Annotated in this window: 29 protein-coding genes; all 29 read right to left on the bottom strand. The window is 51.6% G+C overall.

The window, feature by feature from the left end:
• Positions 1-22 precede the first annotated feature (22 nt).
• Entirely contained in the window at positions 23-907 is an 885-nt protein-coding gene (locus ACP26L_RS36035) for an FAD-dependent thymidylate synthase (RefSeq protein ID WP_426455409.1), read from the bottom strand.
• A gap of 338 nt (positions 908-1,245) precedes the next feature.
• On the bottom strand, positions 1,246-1,431 hold the full coding sequence (locus tag ACP26L_RS36030) for a hypothetical protein (RefSeq protein ID WP_426455408.1): 186 nt from the start codon (positions 1,429-1,431) through the stop codon (positions 1,246-1,248).
• On the bottom strand, positions 1,428-1,625 hold the full coding sequence (locus tag ACP26L_RS36025; protein ID WP_426455407.1) for a hypothetical protein: 198 nt from the start codon (positions 1,623-1,625) through the stop codon (positions 1,428-1,430). The genes ACP26L_RS36030 and ACP26L_RS36025 overlap by 4 nt, the downstream gene beginning before the upstream one ends.
• Positions 1,625-1,921, bottom strand: a complete 297-nt coding sequence (locus ACP26L_RS36020; RefSeq protein WP_426455406.1) for a hypothetical protein — start codon at positions 1,919-1,921, stop codon at positions 1,625-1,627. Before ACP26L_RS36020 ends, ACP26L_RS36025 begins: the two co-directional genes overlap by 1 nt.
• Positions 1,918-2,430, bottom strand: a complete 513-nt coding sequence (locus ACP26L_RS36015; protein WP_426455405.1) for a hypothetical protein — start codon at positions 2,428-2,430, stop codon at positions 1,918-1,920. Before ACP26L_RS36015 ends, ACP26L_RS36020 begins: the two co-directional genes overlap by 4 nt.
• Before the next feature lie 270 nt (positions 2,431-2,700).
• Complete coding sequence (locus tag ACP26L_RS36010) at positions 2,701-3,510, bottom strand: hypothetical protein (RefSeq protein WP_426455404.1); 810 nt, start codon at positions 3,508-3,510, stop codon at positions 2,701-2,703.
• 92 nt (positions 3,511-3,602) lie between these two features.
• Positions 3,603-4,655, bottom strand: coding sequence for a hypothetical protein (locus tag ACP26L_RS36005; protein ID WP_426455402.1), 1,053 nt, complete (start codon positions 4,653-4,655; stop codon positions 3,603-3,605).
• A gap of 63 nt (positions 4,656-4,718) precedes the next feature.
• Positions 4,719-4,922, bottom strand: a complete 204-nt coding sequence (locus tag ACP26L_RS36000; protein WP_426455400.1) for a hypothetical protein — start codon at positions 4,920-4,922, stop codon at positions 4,719-4,721.
• 30 nt (positions 4,923-4,952) lie between these two features.
• Entirely contained in the window at positions 4,953-6,173 is a 1,221-nt protein-coding gene (locus ACP26L_RS35995) for a protein kinase domain-containing protein (protein WP_426455398.1), read from the bottom strand.
• Positions 6,174-6,193: 20 nt separating this feature from the next.
• Complete coding sequence (locus ACP26L_RS35990) at positions 6,194-8,038, bottom strand: DEAD/DEAH box helicase (RefSeq protein ID WP_426455397.1); 1,845 nt, start codon at positions 8,036-8,038, stop codon at positions 6,194-6,196.
• A 34-nt stretch (positions 8,039-8,072) separates the two neighbouring features.
• Positions 8,073-8,660, bottom strand: a complete 588-nt coding sequence (locus ACP26L_RS35985; RefSeq protein WP_426455395.1) for a hypothetical protein — start codon at positions 8,658-8,660, stop codon at positions 8,073-8,075.
• Between the two features lie 34 nt (positions 8,661-8,694).
• Complete coding sequence (locus tag ACP26L_RS35980) at positions 8,695-9,195, bottom strand: hypothetical protein (protein ID WP_426455394.1); 501 nt, start codon at positions 9,193-9,195, stop codon at positions 8,695-8,697.
• Between the two features lie 37 nt (positions 9,196-9,232).
• Positions 9,233-9,511 carry a hypothetical protein gene (locus ACP26L_RS35975; RefSeq protein ID WP_426455392.1) on the bottom strand — a complete coding sequence of 93 codons (279 nt, stop codon included), beginning with the start codon at positions 9,509-9,511 and terminating at the stop codon, positions 9,233-9,235.
• Entirely contained in the window at positions 9,508-9,825 is a 318-nt protein-coding gene (locus tag ACP26L_RS35970; RefSeq protein ID WP_426455390.1) for a hypothetical protein, read from the bottom strand. The genes ACP26L_RS35975 and ACP26L_RS35970 overlap by 4 nt, the downstream gene beginning before the upstream one ends.
• A complete protein-coding gene (locus ACP26L_RS35965; protein ID WP_426455389.1) occupies positions 9,812-10,171 on the bottom strand; it encodes a hypothetical protein in 360 nt (119 codons plus the stop codon). Before ACP26L_RS35965 ends, ACP26L_RS35970 begins: the two co-directional genes overlap by 14 nt.
• A 36-nt stretch (positions 10,172-10,207) precedes the next feature.
• The gene (locus tag ACP26L_RS35960; RefSeq protein ID WP_426455387.1) at positions 10,208-10,594 is read right to left on the bottom strand and encodes a hypothetical protein; all 387 of its coding nucleotides are present in this window, start codon (positions 10,592-10,594) and stop codon (positions 10,208-10,210) included.
• A 118-nt stretch (positions 10,595-10,712) separates the two neighbouring features.
• Positions 10,713-11,522 (bottom strand): toll/interleukin-1 receptor domain-containing protein, encoded by an 810-nt coding sequence (locus ACP26L_RS35955; RefSeq protein WP_426455385.1) that lies wholly within the window; start codon positions 11,520-11,522, stop codon positions 10,713-10,715.
• Positions 11,523-11,781: 259 nt separating this feature from the next.
• Positions 11,782-12,117, bottom strand: coding sequence for a hypothetical protein (locus ACP26L_RS35950; RefSeq protein ID WP_426455384.1), 336 nt, complete (start codon positions 12,115-12,117; stop codon positions 11,782-11,784).
• Positions 12,104-12,580, bottom strand: a complete 477-nt coding sequence (locus ACP26L_RS35945) for a hypothetical protein (protein WP_426455383.1) — start codon at positions 12,578-12,580, stop codon at positions 12,104-12,106. The genes ACP26L_RS35950 and ACP26L_RS35945 overlap by 14 nt, the downstream gene beginning before the upstream one ends.
• Positions 12,581-12,771: 191 nt before the next feature.
• Positions 12,772-12,978, bottom strand: coding sequence for a hypothetical protein (locus tag ACP26L_RS35940; protein WP_426455382.1), 207 nt, complete (start codon positions 12,976-12,978; stop codon positions 12,772-12,774).
• On the bottom strand, positions 12,975-14,042 hold the full coding sequence (locus tag ACP26L_RS35935; RefSeq protein WP_426455380.1) for a phosphoadenosine phosphosulfate reductase family protein: 1,068 nt from the start codon (positions 14,040-14,042) through the stop codon (positions 12,975-12,977). The genes ACP26L_RS35940 and ACP26L_RS35935 overlap by 4 nt, the downstream gene beginning before the upstream one ends.
• Complete coding sequence (locus tag ACP26L_RS35930) at positions 14,039-14,497, bottom strand: hypothetical protein (RefSeq protein ID WP_426455378.1); 459 nt, start codon at positions 14,495-14,497, stop codon at positions 14,039-14,041. Before ACP26L_RS35930 ends, ACP26L_RS35935 begins: the two co-directional genes overlap by 4 nt.
• 93 nt (positions 14,498-14,590) lie before the next feature.
• On the bottom strand, positions 14,591-15,031 hold the full coding sequence (locus ACP26L_RS35925; RefSeq protein WP_426455376.1) for a hypothetical protein: 441 nt from the start codon (positions 15,029-15,031) through the stop codon (positions 14,591-14,593).
• Entirely contained in the window at positions 15,024-15,374 is a 351-nt protein-coding gene (locus ACP26L_RS35920; protein ID WP_426455375.1) for a hypothetical protein, read from the bottom strand. The genes ACP26L_RS35925 and ACP26L_RS35920 overlap by 8 nt, the downstream gene beginning before the upstream one ends.
• Positions 15,375-15,387: 13 nt before the next feature.
• Entirely contained in the window at positions 15,388-15,585 is a 198-nt protein-coding gene (locus ACP26L_RS35915; RefSeq protein WP_426455373.1) for a hypothetical protein, read from the bottom strand.
• Entirely contained in the window at positions 15,560-16,612 is a 1,053-nt protein-coding gene (locus ACP26L_RS35910; protein ID WP_426455371.1) for a phosphoadenosine phosphosulfate reductase family protein, read from the bottom strand. Before ACP26L_RS35910 ends, ACP26L_RS35915 begins: the two co-directional genes overlap by 26 nt.
• A gap of 80 nt (positions 16,613-16,692) precedes the next feature.
• Positions 16,693-17,082 (bottom strand): type II toxin-antitoxin system death-on-curing family toxin, encoded by a 390-nt coding sequence (locus ACP26L_RS35905; protein WP_426455370.1) that lies wholly within the window; start codon positions 17,080-17,082, stop codon positions 16,693-16,695.
• Positions 17,082-17,210, bottom strand: a complete 129-nt coding sequence (locus ACP26L_RS35900) for a hypothetical protein (RefSeq protein WP_426455368.1) — start codon at positions 17,208-17,210, stop codon at positions 17,082-17,084. Before ACP26L_RS35900 ends, ACP26L_RS35905 begins: the two co-directional genes overlap by 1 nt.
• A gap of 58 nt (positions 17,211-17,268) precedes the next feature.
• A complete protein-coding gene (locus ACP26L_RS35895; RefSeq protein ID WP_426455367.1) occupies positions 17,269-17,721 on the bottom strand; it encodes a hypothetical protein in 453 nt (150 codons plus the stop codon).

Raw genomic sequence — 17,721 nt, 5'->3', positions numbered from 1 at the left:
AACAGGAACTAATGTTCTTGTATTATTTTGTGGAATTTTTTCTTTTGAGGTAAGGGAGAGCCCATTTGCCCGTCTCATCGAGCTGAATCAGGCCGCATTTCTTTGCTTCGGGACAGCCACCGGCCATGTAGCAGGGCATATTCACGTCGCCGAAGACGGTCGGAAAGACCTTGGCGAGCTGATTGACCTCCTGGCGGCGGAGGCGGCGGATCTCATCCTGTGCCCGGAGGCAGAGGCGCTTCTCGGAGTGGTGAATCCAGCTCCAGAGGTTACGAGTATCCATATAGACGGTATTGATACCCACCGGCAGCCGGGAACGTTGCGTCTCGCGGACGCGCTCCGGATTTAATCCAAGGGCATCCCACATGCCGTTCAGCTCGTCGTCTGTATAGCGGGAGTAACGCTGGATGGCCCGTTCATGATCCTCGATCCACTCGTCACGCTGCAGCCGCAGCTCGTCGGCGTAGTGGCTGAGGCCTTTCTCGTCGGCGCTTTGGATGAATCGATCAGAATAATAGTGCGGGATAAAGTAAGTGAGGCTGCCGTCGGTGGCGCGGCAGTAGCGGAGAGAGCGCTCGTCAAAGGAGGCATGGCGGGCACGCAGATCCTGGCGGGCGACGAAAATAGGGACCTTCTTGACGAAGGTAGCCGCTCCGTGTTCGATAACCGTGTTGTGATGGCTATCCCGGCAGTGGGTGGTTATCCGCTTACCGATTTTGTTCGGCTGCAGCGTCTCCGGATCGTGGGCGACTTGGACGGTATCGTAGCAGAGTGCACCGGCATTGGCCAAGAGGACCTCGGCTCCGTCATAGTAGCCTACCATGACAGAAGTCAGCAAGGGCATGGCTCGGGTCAGTTCGATGGCGTTCTTGTAGGTGACGCCGTTATATTCAAAGTTGACTGCCATTAGAAAACCCTCGATGGGGTGATTTCACCGGTGAGCTCGTGGATGTAATTTTCGATTTGCTTATGTGTAGAGGAAGTCATGAGGAGATCTCTCCTTTGATTTTCTTGGGGCAGACTGCGAGGGTATGTTTCACGGGTTTGCCGTTGAGCTGCATCCAGGAGGCGCACTTACGCTGCTGGAAGAGGACGCAGTCCCGGCAGACCGGCTGGACAATGTTCTCACAAGACATGGGGAAGGAGGTGTATTTGGCGAAGAGGGGGGAATTATCTTTTTCAAGCTTCAGGGTCTTTCTGCAGGCCGCGAAGTAATCACAGCCTGCGCAGTTTGGATTACCAGCCTCACGCATCGGCAGGCTTCAAGCGCAGGATACTAAACCCTACGAGGTCTTTACCGTGCTCTTCTTCAGCGACCATGCCGATGGCCTCCTCGATCACAAGCTCCGTACTCGTTGCAGCGGAATCAAACTCAAAAGTAACGATGTTCTCCTCGTCAATGGCGTATACCACCCGGTAAGTGTAAGTCATTTCTTCCCTCCGAACTGGGCAAGCTGCGAGGCGATTTCGGCCCCCACCATGTCCCATGCTTTGTCATAGATTTGATTGATTTTGTCGCCTTCTTCGATGATGAGGGTGGCGGACGCGCCGACCTTCACGTTCTCGTAATTCGGCAAACTCTTCAGGTACGTGCACTCCACGTGAATTTCTTTGACTTTGGCCATTAGAATGTATCCTCCTCATAGATACGGCTGAGGCAGGTCTGGCAAGTCGTGATGAACTGGCCGGTCGTGTCCGCGCCGCAGCTATAACATGTTGTCTGATCTTCCTTGTGGTTATTATAAAACGCTTCGGTTACCAATTCATTCTGGTCAAAGTAGTAGATGATTCCGTTATGGTCGAATTGAACGCCAATGGGGAGCTGCTGAGTTTCAACGATTTTGTTCACGAATCCCCAGCGGCCGCCGAAGCGAAGGGAGGCGGAGGGCAGGATATAAACCAGGATGCCGGGGAGGATCATACGGATTTCACCGTTAGGCGGGCAGTGCCGCTCTTCTCGATCCAGGCAGCCTCTTTGAGGTCGTCCAGGTCGATCCGGCCATTCTCGATGCACTCGGCTAGGGCGGCCTCGTTTACGACGATCTGCGTGCAGGCAATGTATACCTCAGGATCGATATGCTCCTGCTCCAGGTATTCGAGCACCTTGGCCATGTCGAAGCGGGATTCATCCGGAGTGACTACGGATACCCGGTAACTGCCGAAGTCCTTCTTATCGCGGCCGATCTCCGTCATGGCTGCCAGGATCGCTGGCTTGTTGGATTTGAGCCATTTGTCGTCTTCCGTTTTGCGCTTGCTGCGCTCGTGGTATTCCTGGATGAGGGAATCGTCCACGGAGGCCTGAACGTCGAACACGTCGTGCAGGCTTGTCTGGCTGGCTAATAGCTGCAGTTCAAGCTGGGAATATTCGCGTTCTGGCGTATCTTTCGGCACAGTGAAATCATAGCCGAAGAGACTGTCTTTTTCGATCATCTGAGAATCGCCTCCTAGGTCCATATACGATTCCTAGGTCCGAAAATTTAGGGTATGGTACGTGAAATTTTTTAGTGGAGTGTGTAGGTCGGACGGGGGAAAATGGCAATAAAAAAACCCCTGGGGAGGGGTGGGGGATCACTTTAACGAACGAGGACACCCCCGCCTCTTAGGGATATCCTCGCTTGCTTAGGTGAAAGGATCAGGCACGAAACCCGATTGAGCCTGGGATTTATTACCCTGGCCTACGGCTTGTGAATCGGACGAACTTTATAGTTCGGGATTGGATTTGCGAATTGTATCATGCCGTTTTTCAAGTTTCTTCTTGTAGTTCTGCAGCACGAGTAGTAGCTCGAAGGCATTGGAGAGATCATCGTAGTATTGCTGGTGTATCACGCGATATTTATCCTGCATCCTCTTAATTAGCCTCTCAGGAGCAACCATATCCGAATCCATGAAAGATTTAATCTCCCGATCTACCTGAACAAGGTCATCCATTTCTGTACGGTTCTTCGATACAACTGGGTAATATTTTTCGAGCTTCTCTTCAATTTCAGTAATGACCACCCAGTCAATTTTTCCAATCATATGCTTAATGTTTTCTTCTAATCTACCAAAAAATATATCAAGTTTACTGTAAGAATCACGATAGTTAACCGCCCAGTTGGATGTGCCGTGGGACGCCTTTATGTCTTCCACGTTGAATTGAATAATGCTTGTTCCAAGCACTTTCTCGTAGCTGGTGACATTTAGGTGAAGAGTCGGCATTTCCCTGTTGAATCGTTCAAGAAACTTTTCATCTTGTGCTTCTCTTTTCAGTTTGTCTGACGCTCTACTGCTGATACCAAAAGTCATAGAAACAATGATGACTGAAGCAAATGCCAGAAGGGAGGTGGTAGAACCGCCATATAAATCACCAACAGGCCCGAGTTTGGCAGTAGCTTCAAGATCGAAGGTATTAACCTTGTATTTTTCTGCAATGAAAGTCGGCATCCAGGCAGCCGCTATAAGGGTGCAGAAAAGAATAAAACCAAGTATTATGTTGACTGGGTGTAGCAATTCCTTCCATTTTGCTTTCATATAATATATATATCCCCTTTTCTTATGTAGTATTTCAAAGAATATCAGATAAGGACATAGTTTTGCGGAAAATTACGATTTTTTTAGAATACTTATTGTGCCGCCATACCAACAAGTAGCCGTACGTTACGTGCCATGATTTCCAGCCCATCCAGCAGGTGACCCATCGGCTTCTGGCCGTCCGGGGTCAGCAACCGCCCACTTTTCCGCCCTTCGATCCAATTCGTGGCATCCGTTGAGAAAACCCCATCCAATTGGAAAAGGATCTTCGAGCCGACGCCCAGCAGGTGAAAGTCCTGCTCCGGATGGCGACGGAGAGCCTCATCGATCCGCGGCAGCCGCTCCCCATCCTTCAGAAGAGCGGACCCACCGATACCTACCAGAGCTGCGCCCTTGTCCACGATCCGGTTCAGCTCCTCCAGCGGGCTGCAAACATGCCAAACCTCGTGCGGTGATAGGCCAGCTGCCTCCATGGCTTGCATGTTCGCCCGGCTGGCATAGAGATCGCCAATCACGTCCAGGTTGAAGTATCCGATCAGCACATCGAGATGCCGTTTCACGAAGGAAATGTACTCCTCCAGCAGGATCGGCTTCACAATCCGGCCTTTAGCTGCAGCCTCCCATAAGGAAAAAGCACCGGAGTCCAGAAGCACCTTCAGACCGTTCTCCTTCACGTGATATTTCCACCGCTCCGAGTGATCTTCCCGGAGGTGGTAGTAGCTCATCATGACCACCTCTGCTCCGTTTTCCCTGGCCACGCGCATATCCCTAGGGGCGCGATCTACTCCTGAGAAAACAAATCGGGTACCCTTTAGTGAAAGACGGATCAGGCCGGTCTTGGTGATCCGGATGCGGATGATATCGATGAAGATAAGACGCAGCAGGGCGAGCAATGCAGAGGAGAAGCGGGAGAATTTCTCCATCTCCTTTCGGGTTACCGACCGGCGTTCCATCATGTACGCTATAGCCTTCACGATACCGGTGCGGGAGATCCGGTTACGGCGGCCCTTGGCGGTCTGGAAGAACAGTGCCTGGTTGCTGGCCTCCTGGATCGTGCTGCAGCGGCCGGTGAGTGTAGGGAAGGAAGCGGGAGGGCGGCGGAAGAATCTCCGTGCACGTTGTTCGGCTTTGATGGTATGGTTCATAACAATTCCTCCTTCAAATTTGGGACAAGCAAAAACCCCTACCTCATTGGCAGGGGTCAGTAATTATTCATAACGCTGGGCATGTACTTCAACAAGTCCATCTTCATAAACAAAGAGGTGATATACTAAGCGGTTTGGCAGAGTAAGTGTGTAGCAGTACTTTTCAGCACGTAATCCTTCTCGTCCAAAATAAACTAACTTACCTCGCTCTTCGAGGTAGGATATTGCCTCATCATTTGAGGCGAACTGTCGGCGATACCTCTTCACCTAGATCTCTCCTGTTGATGATCCTTGCGGCTATAGCTTAATACTCGTCTGGCGCAGGGTCGGTATGATTCTCTGGAATGCCGCCGTCATCTCAACTACATTAGCATACCTCTTTGTAATATCCGCATCTATCCCTTGATCTATGAATCCACGGACCTCTTTATCTGTGACGGTGACAAGATTCTTTCTTCCCGTAAGGATAAAGTTAATCACAAAAGTGAGTGCGTAAATGTCATGCCGCTGCTCAAAATTCTCAAACCCTGTCGAAGCTAAACTAGGGTCATTCAATACCCCTTTTATTTGTGTCCCTTGTCGAGTTAGGCTACTTCCAGGATGTTTTGCAAGTCCAAAGTCGGAGATTTTAAGGAATACGGTACCGTCCGCGTGAGTTTTCACAAGGATATTGGAGTATGATATGTCACGGTGCAGCAGTCCGGTTTTGTGTATGTATTCAAATGCGCGTAAAAGCTGGGTTATTAGACGGATACGTTCTACCATAGGTAGGCGGTCATTCATTCTGGTTATATATTTGTCTAGAGTTTCATCCGCACACTCCATGCTGAATTCCATTTTATGTTCGTTGAACTCATAGGCTTTGATAATAAAGGGGCTATCAAGTTTTTTTAGGATCTCAAATTCATTTCGGAAACGGGTAAGCTCCTCAGGGGTTAAGTTAGATTTGGCCCTCTTTACGATAACCGGGAGATTATATTGCTTGTCTGTATACTTGTACACGTTAGCATACGAACCCGAACCTATATGGCGTAGTGGGTATGCGACCATAGGGGAACTCGTTACGGTGAATGAATCGGTGATATGGAATATGGGCTTGTAATCAACTAAGGCAATAATGGGTAGATCGTTCGGTATTGGGCTGCCTTCGGTCATTCTTAAAAAGGTTTTACATAGTTCAAGAAGTGCATTATATGAAGGTTCCACTGTAAATTGATATTGTGTTCCATCTAGAAAGGGACGCACTAAGTCAATTAGTCTAATGAGGTACATGAGTTGCCGACTTTCATGAGCGGTGTAGCGATTCCCAGCACCCCTGTTATACATATACCCTAAGAGATCGTTCAGATGATAGTGCAGCAGAGAAAACAGAGTCCTCTGCTGCTCATTTGGCACATGCCGATATAAGTGTGCAAAAACTGCGATATGGTCATCACCATTAAATTTAGAAGTTAATTCATTTATTTTGTTTTCCAAGTAAAGGGTATGTTCGTCAGCGACAAGTTGTTGGTCGTCCATTATATCATCTCCATGTATGATTATGCCCCAATAAGTGCCTCAATCAGTGCCTTGGCCTGCATAGCGCCAACATAATCGACTCCGTCGTCGATCATTGCCTGGGCCAGGGCTTCCTTGCGTTTCAGCACGTTCTGTACATGCTCGTCGATAGTAACTTCACACACCAGATAATGAACGGTGACGGCGCTTTTCTGGCCGATCCGGTGGGCGCGTGAGTACGCTTGCTCCACGTAAGCCGGTGACCACTCACAGTCGAGGAAGATGACGTGCGTTGCTGCAGTAAGCGTCAGACCCTCGCGGCAGGCAGGGGCGCAGCCCAGGAATAACCTGCAGGTAGGATCGTTTTGGAACTTGTACACTTCCTTCTGCCGCTCGCTCGCCGTATATTCATCGATCAGCTTCTGCTTTGTCCTCGCTTCCAGACGGTCGAAGTCCGGGTCCTGCTTACCCAGGTGGAGCAGGGCGGAGCGCTCTGATTTACCACCGGCATCCACGTCACCATGAATCACGGATGGATTATACTTGGCGAACCGCTCCTGCATCAAGGTCGTCATCTCGCGGAACCGGCTGAAGACAATGACTTTCTGGCCACTCTGCTCGATCAGATCCCCTAACATTTCATCCAGCACTTCGAGCTTCACGCTCTTGGTCTTGGTGTCCCCGATTAGGGCGGGGGAGTCGGTAACCTGCTGCAGTCGGAGCAGTTTGGCCAAGGCCGAGGGGATCTTCTCCAGGGTGGTATCCTTCAGATCCTCCAATACCTCGTTCCGAACAGCCTCGTAGAGCTTGCGCTGCTTCTTATCCATCTGGATCGGCACTGTCCGAAAGGCGACGTCTGGCAGCTCCTTCAGCTTGTCGCGCTTCAGCCGCCGCAGCATGTTGCTTTGAATCAGGCGCTTCAACTCGCGGATATTCTTGTAGGCGACGATCTCTTTCTTGCCGAAACCACCCATGACGGCAAAGTGCTCGCGGAAATTCAGCCACCAATCGAGATCATCCGGTAAAACCTTCCCGAGCTTCAGGTAGTTGAACGATTCGAGCGGATTATTCGGCAGCGGGGTGGCGGTCAGCACGTACCGGAATTTGAAGGGGATGTTGTGGACCTTGTCGCCGATACCGCTCTGCGGATTCTTGATCTTGTGCGCCTCATCCAGGATGATGAAGTCCAACGACCTCATATTATCGAGTAGCTGGAGACAAGCGACGTCCGCACGATACGTCTCATAGCTCATGATGAGGAAGGTCCACGTATCGTCCTGACGTAGTTGGTCGTATATTTTGTAGCGCTTCTGGGGGTCATCCGCCACGACGACGGCACGCTCATCCGTGTGCATATGGATCTCATCACGCCAGTTATAGAGCAGGGAGGCCTTCACTAGGACGATGCCGCGGTGCAGGTGGCCGAGTTTCTTGCGGGCAGCCATAGCGTTGGCGACCTGCCATGTCTTCCCGAGCCCTGGGTCATCTGCGAGGATGAGAAAGCGGCGGGAGAGCAGGCAGTTAAATCCTTTGACCTGGAACTCGCCCCAGGGCTTCGTCTTAAAGCCGGTAGAGGAGACGATATTGCCACTCTCGTCATATGCGACCGAATATCCAGGCATCTCTGGCTGATCCGGAATGCCACCTTCATCGATACCACCCCGGCTCGGATTGCTCTCATCGGACCAAACGATCAGGTGGTCTCCCATCTTCTCCTCGAAGTGGGCCAGGCTGCTCCACGGCAGCGCCCAAGCGTTCTGCTGGACACTGAAGCGTGCGCCAGGGATAGACCGCATCTTGACGGTATATGCTTCGCTGGCGCGGAAGCTGACTCGGATAAATGCGCCGGTGCCGTCCCGGCCGGTTACGCGATCTGCGTATATCATGTTGTAATCACCTCGGTCCCTTATACGCGGCGCGCTATTGTGATTTAAGCTCCTGAGTGGCTTTCTTGTAGTGGTTGTGGGCGGACGCTCTGGATATACCGAGGGCCTCAGCAATCTCAGAGAAGGATTTCTTTTGCTCATCCCGGAGCTCGCGGACCTTGGCGGTATCGATTACGGGACGGGGCTTGTACGAATAACCGAGCTCCTCGACCAGATCGACCAGGGAGATTCCCCGCTGATTCGCCCGGTAGAGCAGCGCACCGTACAGCTTGCGTGAGAGCTTCACCTTCCTGTTCTCGTCCGCCTTGGCTGCCAGCTCCTTCTTCAGCATGTCGTCGGTCATCAGATGCTCGTATACCACCCGGAAGCCCCAGCTTGCGATCACATCCCGGACCGCCCCCCTGTTTTGAATGACAAGGTAGGCTGCCCGGTGGTTCAGCATCAAATCGGTTACATTGACTTCGTTTCCGTAGTGATACTTCAAGTAGCGGCGCTGGGATTCCTCCGAGTAGAGGGGGGTTAGATCATCCAGTACCTCAATCCCTTGATCCCATAGCTCTTTTTCAACAAGCTTACGCTGGCTCTGAAAGAGCTGGAGATGCCGAATGTTCTCCTTCTTCATTCGGCGCGTAGATACGACGCCATTACGCTCATAGTTACGAACCAAGCTCGTAGTCTTCTGCACTTTTCTTCACCATCTCCAGTAGAGTTTTTTCCGAGAGATCCAGCTCCCCAAACTCCCTGCAAACAATCTGAATTGCTTTGACCAGCGGCATGTCACCGAGCAGCTTTTCGCCGTCGATGCCAGCCAAGGTCAGGGAGCGTTTCAACTCCTCGATGTCCACATTCATGCCCTGGGACATCTCCATCATCGTATGAATGATTGCCATTAGCAGGTAAGCGCGGGTCCCTTCATGCATCTTGATCTCCTCCTGGTAATGTCTACGCAGCTCATCGTATTGTTCAACGTGGCCACAACGGTTTTTCCATACATTTACCCGCAGGTAGCCTCGATCCCAGATCTTCCCCCATTCTAACCTGCCGCGGGGGCCGCCGCAGTGAATGCATGTGTGCGGAACATCCAGGCTAAGAAAGAACAGCCCTTCATGGTGGTTTCGATCCGGGATGACAATCGTTTTCTTCGCAGGTGCTTCCACAAGCATGTGCCTCCTGGTGTATTGAAATAAAAGGACCTCAGTGAAATGAGGTCCTGACTTCATTAATGATAGAGTCCACCACATCGGGCCCAAGGAACTGCTGAGCCTCGATAAGCACGGCCAGGATTTTCACCTTATCGGCGTACAGGGTGTTCAGTATTTTTTGCATGTGCGAAGCATCCAGCTTCCCGGCCTTCACCATGGAAACCAGGGCAACGACCACGGTAGGTCCTTCGGCTTCGCCGGTTGTGAGGCGGCGCTTAAACTCTTTGCCAATAGCCTCTACTTGCCGGTCGTTATATAGCTGATTGCTCATGCCTGTGCCCCCCTTATCACGGTGAGCTTCTTACAGCTCCGACACCGTCCGCGGGCAGAACCGGCAACGTACGTGAGCTTGTCCACCTCAGCAATCGTCTTGCCGCAGTGATTACACGGCACATAAACCCAATCCTTTTTCACGGTGTCTACCTTGTTAAAGGGGAGGACAAAATTTTGTCCGTTTTTGGTGACCACGACACTGAAATTCCGCACGGCCTCAACCAAGAATTGCTCATCCTTGTGAAAAAGCTCGTTAGGCGGGACAGTAACCCGTACGGTTCCCCTGACAGCAGGTAGGTCAATCTCCTGCATCTGAATCATCATCCTCCTCTGCTGCCAGGTCTATGGCAAAATCATTCAATTCGGCCTTCATCTCGCTCAATCGCACTTCGATGTTCGACAGTCCCAAGGCGGCCGCAACCCGACGCGCATCCTCCATTTCCATCATGACTACGTTCAGGTATTCCGTAAAATCCGTCTCTGCCGCAGTGCGGAAGTAGGAAGCAGGGAAGAAGCCTGTCATACCGTCTGATCGGGATACAAATAACATGTCGCCGGTTCTCGAAACAACGTCATAGGCCCAGTCATGAACAAGACCACTGCCGGGTTCTGCAAACTTACAAAATACTACTTCACGTTTTTCTGCCTGATTTTCCATGGATAAGCTCCTCATGATGAATTCCCTGGTGATGAGTCAGGGTGTTGGATTTTGTTTGGGGTGGCGCTCTTTATTGTACTGGATGAGGCGTTGCCGCCCTTGTTCACTTAGTTTGTCCCGGGTTCGGCCTTGATGGCCTTCCTGATAACGCACACCGCGGGACAGATTCTCCAGTACAACCTCCAGATTCTTGGATACGGCAGCTTTCAACTTGCTTTGAGTCTTTTCGGAGAGGATACCTTTTGTGACATTAAGCCCGTAGGTGAGCTTGTACGCCCGCGGCTCCATTTTGTGTACATGGCGCACATGGGTGAGTAGGGCATTAAAGCTCCTTCCGCACACATGACAAATCGGTTTCCCCGCCTGGTCATAGGCAACCATGCCGTAATGCCTATGGCCCGTTTGCGGTGTGATGTTGTCCATGGCAACTCCTCCTTTCCTCATTTTATCACATTGCTGTTCACATTACATAAAAAATACGGGATAAATCCCCTATTGTTGTGAAAACAAAAAAGGACCCCGGCAGGAGTCCACTTCTTATTTAGCCAAAAATTTCGTTCTTATGGTTCCTAAGAAAACTTACGTCAAGAAACGTTATCGCTGTTTGTGCACTAAACTCGGTGTTGTTTCCTTGCCCAAAATCTAGTGTGGGATTTCGCGTCGTTACCTTAATAGCCCCGGCGAGTTCGTTTGCTTCAAGTTGTTTCAATTCTTTAATTAGATCGTTATTACATAAACCAATTTTCAGCCTTATTTCTTGAATTTCGGGATTCATTCCCGTGAGGTACTGGGACACATCACCTTTATGGCTGATCATTTGAAACAAACGCTTATAGTGGGAAACGATAGTGTATCTTCTTTCAAAATCATTTACCTTTGCAGCAAGGGCAGAAAAATCAGTTCTCAGATCTCCACTTCCTCCAACGGCTTTCTGTAAACTTCTAAATGCAAATTCAAGTTGTTCGGCATTTCCGCCAAGGACGGAGTTTAAGTTCGAGATAGGTTGAGGTAAGCTTCTGAGCGTCATGCCGGAGTGACAAACAGGTAACGTTGGAATATGCGGTTGGCCAGTCGACTCATTGAGTTTGTTCCGAATCCAAAGAGCCCCTAATTCAAAGTTAACCCAACTCCTACTTACTGATTTTGGGCTGATCAGATACATACCGGCTATGCATGTTGTTAGTCCGTTTTCAATCTCTCGCAGGAAATTAGTGCCCGCGGTAATTGTTACTCCGTCCGAAGAAACAAAAATATCTACAAAACCGCCAAATTCTCTTACGAGTGCGTCCTTGAAAATCAATGCTAGTTCACGTTCTTCGTGAATGTGGGATAAAAATATGAGGCGGCTCATTCGGTTTCCTCCAAATTTTTCTTATTATCCGTCATATACATATTAAATCCTTATATCTGATTCTGTCATCTTTTCCATACTTCTTTTCCTCCCTCGATGACCACATGACCTGTTAGAATTTTGCGATAACTAGGAGCGGAGCCAAGCAGCTCCGCCAGCCGCGCCTGGGCCACCTTCTTTGCTGCCCCGAGGGAGGCGGCAGGAACCTTCAAGTTGTATATGTTTTCCTCAGTTTGGAAGTACAGCCGGTAGGAGGTACTCATAACGACACCATCTTCTTCGGTGTTCTGCGGTAAGGCCAGCGGTTGGGTTCTATTTTTCGCCGGGTGCTTACGTATCGCTGCAGCTTCTGTACACTATCAAGCCACATGAGCTCGGCCATTTCAGGGAACGTGTAACCGTACATAAACATCTCGTGAATTTGGGTGTCCTGATCGAGCAGATCCCTAGGTAAGCTCTTTAGCACATTGCTCTTTATCAACCGGTGCCCGGGGCAGGCGAAGGTGGCTGCGTCTACGCCGATCCAGCCCTCAATATATCCCTTCCCGTAGCAATCCTCGCAGTCGTACTTGATGCAGTCCTTATTTGGTTTCATGAGATACCTCCTCAGGCCGGACGTAGTCGTCATCTGTCTCCGGAAAGAGCTCAGAGATGGCCGTTTCAATGCTCTCCAGTTCCATGTAAACCTGGCTGATCCGCTCCTCGATGCGGGTATCCGTGAGGTGGGAGAGGAGGAGGCTTTTATTGCTCGCTTCGTCCGTATAGTACTTGGCTTCGTGAATCGAGCTCAGCATATCCCTTGCTTGGGTCAGGTCGTCCTCTTCCAGGCCAGTGACTGGCTCGTATACCACCCTCGGCTCCCCGTGCATGATGAGCTGCAGTAACTCCTGCATTTTGGGCAGCTCTTCGCGTGCCTGGGCTACCGCATGACGCTCCAGGTTGTTTACCATGGCATCCCCAGGCAGGGCATCCCATTCAGCAAGAACAGCCTGCAGGTGAATGATACGGTTATGTACCAGCGGGTAAAGCAGGTTTCTGTCGGTGTCCAAAAGTTTCATTTTGTTTTCCCTCCAAGTTGGTTTTTGAGAAACGTATTTATGCTATATTAGAGATAGAATTGTTGAGGAAGGGGACGCTGGAACCGTCACCCTTTCCGGTGGCTTATGCCGCCGTCCTATGGGCGCCCTTTCCGCTTTGAGCGGTGAGGGCTTTTACTTTTTTCCCAAACCTGCCTGTGCAGTCCACTCCTTTAATCAACAAACTCCCACCAACCAGTAGCCGCCCCCTCAGTCTTAGGGTCATACTGGTTTAACTCCTCTTCATACAAACCCATCTTCAGAAGACGGGAGATGAGCTTTCGATCCACAGCATCAATTCCACGATCTTCACCATCATCCCACCTGAATTTAATAGCGTGAGAATCTATAGTGGTTTCGTTATCAATGGTCTGCTTCATAAAGATCCTCCTTCGTTGCCCTTAAATGCTCCTGCAGGCAACTCCCATTTGTCTAAGATTAGACTTTCCGGAGTAAACCGGAAGCCAGGGTTCAGCGCTTCATACACGAGCCTGGAAAGCCGCTCGCCGGCAGGCAGCCGGTGCAGTGATCCTTTGTTGGCCAGATCCTCGATACTAATGCGGACGGTTTTTCCCTTCACACGTTTGCTCTGGATGGTATGGTCTATCTCCCGTTCGGCATCCAGGAGCTTTTGGAATCTTTCTGGCGCAATCTCTCGCATCATGGCCCAGAGATCCGGGGTAGAGAAGATGCAGCCAAAGCAGGACGTACGTGACCAGCCGAGCTGGTAGGCGGGGTGGGGCCGGAGCCGGTATTTCTCGTACAGGTCCCACACATCACGCTCCTTGTAATCAAGGACCGGACGCCAATGGTGGACTGTGCGGCTCTTGCAGTGCGTGGTATGGAGCTGCACGGCGTTATACTTGGAACGGAACTCGCTCTCCTCCCGACGCTCCCCGGAGATATACAGGATCTTCTTCGGATCGGCCAGGGTGCCTTGGTAGCGCTCGTCATTAGCGATTACCCGTTTGGCCACATCCATCTTCAGCTCCCCGGAGCACCAGCGCTTGGCGAGGTCGAAGCCGAGTTGCGGGAATTTCATCCGGGTGGTGGGCGGCTGCTCCCTGGACGGTAGATACTCGATACCACCCCCTGGGGCGTAATAATAGACACCGCCCTTGATGCTGTCCTTGCGGTAGAGCTCGCCTTTAAAGCCACCCTCACGCCACTGAAAGTACACCTCAACCCCCATCAAATCCCCGAAAGCCTGGACATAGCTCTCCGTGCAGGCCCAGTCCATAAATTCCTCACCGTCATCAATGGACTGGTGCCAGATCTCAATTTTGCGCCGATCCACGCCCTGGTCGATAAGGTCGAGGATGCAGGCCACAGAGTCCTTTCCTCCGCTCAGGGCCACGATAATCACGTCGTAGTCATTTAGGTTATTCAGGAGGCGGACGAAGAGGGCATCCTCGTGTTTGTCCTGCAGCATTACTTCACTCATGCGTACACCCACTCTCCCCACAGTGCGAACTGCAGCATTCCACTGGCATCACCGGCATCGACCATGGCCATCTCGATCCTGCCGTTGTAGTCAATGTATCCGTCGAGCTCCTTCTGTTCGGTGCGCAGCCGGATGAATTCCTGGAAGCCACGGCGGCACATGGACAGGGTCAGCATCGTGTTGGGTTGGCAGCCGTCATCGTCATCATCGATAAATACCACCCCGTCCGTAAGCAGGGCAGCGGCGGCCCAGGTTGACTGCGGCACGCCCCTTGGCTTTTTGTCGATGCTAGGATGCACGGTCCGGATACGGCCGGCCCATTCCTGGATACCACCCTCAAAGGCCGTGGTAATCATGCAGTCCAGATCGTAATCCGTAACAAGGACCGGGCGGCGGCCAGCATAGATAGTGAATAGAGGCTTCGGGTCGTTGAAGCTTACAGCAGAGAAACTCATTGTTCATGTTCCTTTCGTTCGCTCTAGGCGAGTAGGGTAGCGGTGGTTAGTCGCTCCATAAAAGGCCCGCCGTAGCGGACCCTTCAGCAATGACTAACTGCAGGTATGACGGTCGATCCCTGACTGAAGCAGCAGCTTCAAGTTTGACCTTATGGCCTTGTCCCCCAGAAGAGCGGTGATGATGTTCTCCAGCTCCTCGGGGCTGTGATTCTCCCAGAGTCTTTTGGTGGCATAGAGCCGAATGAAGGCATCCAGGGCGGCGGTGCAATCAGGGAGCACCTGGCACTGCGTCAGCAGCGGAATGATGGTTACGTGCTTACTAACCACATCCTGCGGCAGCACGACCAGCTCCTCTGTCTGGAAGCTGGAGAATCTCATCAGGTAAAAGAACGTGAGCTTGTCCTCTGTTGCTTTGGATAGCAGGCTCACAGCAGGGGTGGTATTCTTCCTGCAGACCAGGTAGGCCTGGGTTTCCTTGAATTCGGCCAGGTCGAACTTGGGGACCGAAACGTTCTTCACTTGGGTATTAATCATGGCTGCCTGCCTCCTCAATTCTGTACTCCTCTTTGAGCCCGGTAATCCTCCCGTGTTCGTCGTACTGCAGGGGGTGGTGGGCCACACCGATCAGATCCAACAACCACTGCTGGCAATAGGTCGTCAGCGTATTCTCAAAAGCTTCAAGCTGCTCGGGTGTCTCCGTCTCCATGCTCTTGATCTGCTGCTGCAGCGCAAACATGATGTAGCGCGGGCTGGCTGGCAGCGTCTCGAAAATACTGTCTGGATGGTTGGGAGGGGCAATCGGCCCCAGGTTAATCTTGGCGATGATGGCGGCAAAGTCCACGCCGTTTTTCTTTTCTACCCGAATCTCGATGGTCATGTGAAGAATCCCCCTAGTTCACTGTGATTTTCTTTGTTGTGAAGTCGTACTTCATGCGGATGGGCTTCTTATCCAGGGTGAAGCGCCATACGATTGCTTCGGCCGTCTCGATATTGACTGCAAACTCCATCCGGTCCTCTTGTTCCTTTGTGAAAAGCTCCTGGAACCTCTTGTTCAGGGCGCGATCAGCCGCTCGCTCTTGACGGTTCATTCACATTACCTCCAATATTCTCAAATGAGGGGCGCAATGGGCGCTGCGGATTTAGGTGTGCAAGTCGCCCCAGTTTGCCATCCGCGACCAGTTTGCTGTATATCTTGGCGAAACTGGCGGTCTTATTCCGGGGGTGGCCGATGATTCGTTCTGTCTCGACCCACTCTTCGAGCTTCTCCGGATCGTACTGACCCAGGGTATAGATCTCCTTGGTGCTGGCAAAGATGCAGCCTGCGCAGGCTACGCGCTTGATTCCCTTTAGGTAGACCTCGTTCACCGGTGACTGCATCCAGAAAACAAGCTGCCATACCTCGTCAATCGTCCAATCGAGCACCGGACGGTGGGTCCAGCGCAGCAGCGTCTCGTTTCGTTCATCAAAGGGAAGGCTGGCCCGGTTCTCACTTTCCTGCCAGCGCTCGCCGCTAACCATCTGCGGAGCCTGGAGGAGGACGGGGTACTTATGCTTTCCCTTTGCATTCCGAAGCATGGCAGGCTGCCGGTCGTATCTTACTTGGTCGTAGCCGCGGTCATCCATCCAGTCACGCTGCGGCAGCATCTTCAGGTTCTTCGTACAGTGCCTGGTGCCTGGCTTGGGGAAGAACGGCATTACTTCCCGCAGCATATGATGAATGCCCATGGAATCGGCCCAGTTAATCGGGATATCCATCCATTCTGCGAACACGTTAAGGAAGACGTACGTGTCTTGCCACTCGTCTTTCGTATCTGCGAACAGAGGCACGATTACATGCTTCGAGTACCTCATTCGTGCCAGTATGAAAATGGCTTGGCTGTCCTTTCCGCCGCTGAAGCTGACGATGATGTGCTGTCCTAGATCTAGTTCTGGCATCCGCTTCAATGTGGTAATCATCTTATCAGCGAAGTCGTCCGTTATTTGTCCCATCTTCCCTGCATCCTCAATCACCTGCAGCCACTCCGGATAGCTGAGTTCCGGCATGTAGCTTAGTGCCCAGTACCCTTCCGGCAGAGTGACCACCTGAATCTGCTTATCTTCCTCTTGGCAGGCCATGCCGCACCTCCTTAGGCATACATGTATTGCATCCGTGAACGGACCTCGCGCTGCTCCAGCATCTTCACGAGGCTGCCGCGTTATGAAAGCCTTTTCGTGTAACGGCGCAATAAAATAGCAGCCCGCTCAGGGGAAAGTCTTCCCTGTGCAGCCTGCCTGACGACAATCTCGTATGTGCGGCCTGGCAACCGGAGCATGTAACCATTCTTCAGGAGAAAGGTGTCACAAGCGATTGCGGCCGTTCTTTTGTTTGCATCCACAAAGGCATGGGCCCTTGCTATAGATATAAGATAAATGGCGGCCTTCAGGAACAATCCCGGATACAGTTCCTGCCCGAACGATTCCATGAAAGGCTGCTCGGCAAGAAAGTGAATCCGGCCATCGTCGTACACTCCTGATAGGCCGCCATATAGATCAAGCATGAGTTGATGCATACTGCATATATCCTGGTAGGTGAGAGGGGTCGGCATTATTTCTTAGCCAACCGCTCGTACATCTTTCCGTACCGTTGGATCGAGAGAGCCATAGCCTCCTCGGTGCTCATCTTCCGCTCCCGTGGGGTAGGGATGATCGTGGCTTTGCACTTCTTTTTATCCATGTTGACTCCTCCTTTCTTGATAGTATACCACGGTGGGGAGCCCCGTAACACAAGCGGTTTACTCAGCCGGAAGGTAAAATTCGTGGTGCTCGACACATTCGTATTTTTGAACCGTCTGCTCAATGGCGTAGCTTTTACCATCCCATTCACCCTCCTCCACGAAAGCCTCACTGATGGCCTTGGCAACCTTAGAGCAACGCGGGCAGTGGATCGTCGGTCCATTCCTGCGACTATCCAGGATAATATCCTCAAACGTGTGACCGCCAGTAAGGTCCACGATAACTCGTTCAATGAAGGAGCGTTCAAAGCTATTCGACTGGTCATAGGCATCCATGATGCCCTCCGCTGCTGCAGTACGGTGGTTGTTGGCTTCGATCGCTTCAAACAGGACGGCTGCAAGACGGTCTGGATCTACGTCGTATTTCCCCATGCCCTCGCACAATGGGCACCCCATATCCTTACCGCAAATGCAGTTGATCGTCATCAGGTTGAGCTTGGTTTCGGTTGTCAT

The sequence above is a fragment of the Paenibacillus sp. S-38 genome (assembly GCF_049942825.1).
GTDB lineage: Bacteria > Bacillota > Bacilli > Paenibacillales > NBRC-103111 > Paenibacillus_G.
This window is presented reverse-complemented; position numbering and strand designations above follow the sequence as displayed.

Excerpts from the sequence above, each read along its gene's own strand:
- ACP26L_RS36035 (WP_426455409.1), bottom strand. The coding sequence starts at position 907 with ATGGCAGTCAACTTTGAATATAACGGCGTCACCTACAAGAACGCCATC.
- ACP26L_RS36030 (WP_426455408.1), bottom strand. The coding sequence starts at position 1,431 with ATGACTTACACTTACCGGGTGGTATACGCCATTGACGAGGAGAACATC.
- ACP26L_RS36025 (WP_426455407.1), bottom strand. The coding sequence starts at position 1,625 with ATGGCCAAAGTCAAAGAAATTCACGTGGAGTGCACGTACCTGAAGAGT.
- ACP26L_RS36020 (WP_426455406.1), bottom strand. The coding sequence starts at position 1,921 with ATGATCCTCCCCGGCATCCTGGTTTATATCCTGCCCTCCGCCTCCCTT.
- ACP26L_RS36015 (WP_426455405.1), bottom strand. The coding sequence starts at position 2,430 with ATGATCGAAAAAGACAGTCTCTTCGGCTATGATTTCACTGTGCCGAAA.
- ACP26L_RS36010 (WP_426455404.1), bottom strand. The coding sequence starts at position 3,510 with ATGAAAGCAAAATGGAAGGAATTGCTACACCCAGTCAACATAATACTT.
- ACP26L_RS36005 (WP_426455402.1), bottom strand. The coding sequence starts at position 4,655 with ATGAACCATACCATCAAAGCCGAACAACGTGCACGGAGATTCTTCCGC.
- ACP26L_RS35995 (WP_426455398.1), bottom strand. The coding sequence starts at position 6,173 with ATGGACGACCAACAACTTGTCGCTGACGAACATACCCTTTACTTGGAA.
- ACP26L_RS35990 (WP_426455397.1), bottom strand. The coding sequence starts at position 8,038 with ATGATATACGCAGATCGCGTAACCGGCCGGGACGGCACCGGCGCATTT.
- ACP26L_RS35985 (WP_426455395.1), bottom strand. The coding sequence starts at position 8,660 with ATGAAGAAGGAGAACATTCGGCATCTCCAGCTCTTTCAGAGCCAGCGT.
- ACP26L_RS35975 (WP_426455392.1), bottom strand. The coding sequence starts at position 9,511 with ATGAGCAATCAGCTATATAACGACCGGCAAGTAGAGGCTATTGGCAAA.
- ACP26L_RS35970 (WP_426455390.1), bottom strand. The coding sequence starts at position 9,825 with ATGCAGGAGATTGACCTACCTGCTGTCAGGGGAACCGTACGGGTTACT.
- ACP26L_RS35965 (WP_426455389.1), bottom strand. The coding sequence starts at position 10,171 with ATGGAAAATCAGGCAGAAAAACGTGAAGTAGTATTTTGTAAGTTTGCA.
- ACP26L_RS35960 (WP_426455387.1), bottom strand. The coding sequence starts at position 10,594 with ATGGACAACATCACACCGCAAACGGGCCATAGGCATTACGGCATGGTT.
- ACP26L_RS35955 (WP_426455385.1), bottom strand. The coding sequence starts at position 11,522 with ATGAGCCGCCTCATATTTTTATCCCACATTCACGAAGAACGTGAACTA.
- ACP26L_RS35950 (WP_426455384.1), bottom strand. The coding sequence starts at position 12,117 with ATGAAACCAAATAAGGACTGCATCAAGTACGACTGCGAGGATTGCTAC.
- ACP26L_RS35945 (WP_426455383.1), bottom strand. The coding sequence starts at position 12,580 with ATGAAACTTTTGGACACCGACAGAAACCTGCTTTACCCGCTGGTACAT.
- ACP26L_RS35940 (WP_426455382.1), bottom strand. The coding sequence starts at position 12,978 with ATGAAGCAGACCATTGATAACGAAACCACTATAGATTCTCACGCTATT.
- ACP26L_RS35935 (WP_426455380.1), bottom strand. The coding sequence starts at position 14,042 with ATGAGTGAAGTAATGCTGCAGGACAAACACGAGGATGCCCTCTTCGTC.
- ACP26L_RS35930 (WP_426455378.1), bottom strand. The coding sequence starts at position 14,497 with ATGAGTTTCTCTGCTGTAAGCTTCAACGACCCGAAGCCTCTATTCACT.
- ACP26L_RS35925 (WP_426455376.1), bottom strand. The coding sequence starts at position 15,031 with ATGATTAATACCCAAGTGAAGAACGTTTCGGTCCCCAAGTTCGACCTG.
- ACP26L_RS35920 (WP_426455375.1), bottom strand. The coding sequence starts at position 15,374 with ATGACCATCGAGATTCGGGTAGAAAAGAAAAACGGCGTGGACTTTGCC.
- ACP26L_RS35915 (WP_426455373.1), bottom strand. The coding sequence starts at position 15,585 with ATGAACCGTCAAGAGCGAGCGGCTGATCGCGCCCTGAACAAGAGGTTC.
- ACP26L_RS35910 (WP_426455371.1), bottom strand. The coding sequence starts at position 16,612 with ATGGCCTGCCAAGAGGAAGATAAGCAGATTCAGGTGGTCACTCTGCCG.
- ACP26L_RS35905 (WP_426455370.1), bottom strand. The coding sequence starts at position 17,082 with ATGCCGACCCCTCTCACCTACCAGGATATATGCAGTATGCATCAACTC.
- ACP26L_RS35900 (WP_426455368.1), bottom strand. The coding sequence starts at position 17,210 with ATGGATAAAAAGAAGTGCAAAGCCACGATCATCCCTACCCCACGGGAG.
- ACP26L_RS35895 (WP_426455367.1), bottom strand. The coding sequence starts at position 17,721 with ATGACAACCGAAACCAAGCTCAACCTGATGACGATCAACTGCATTTGC.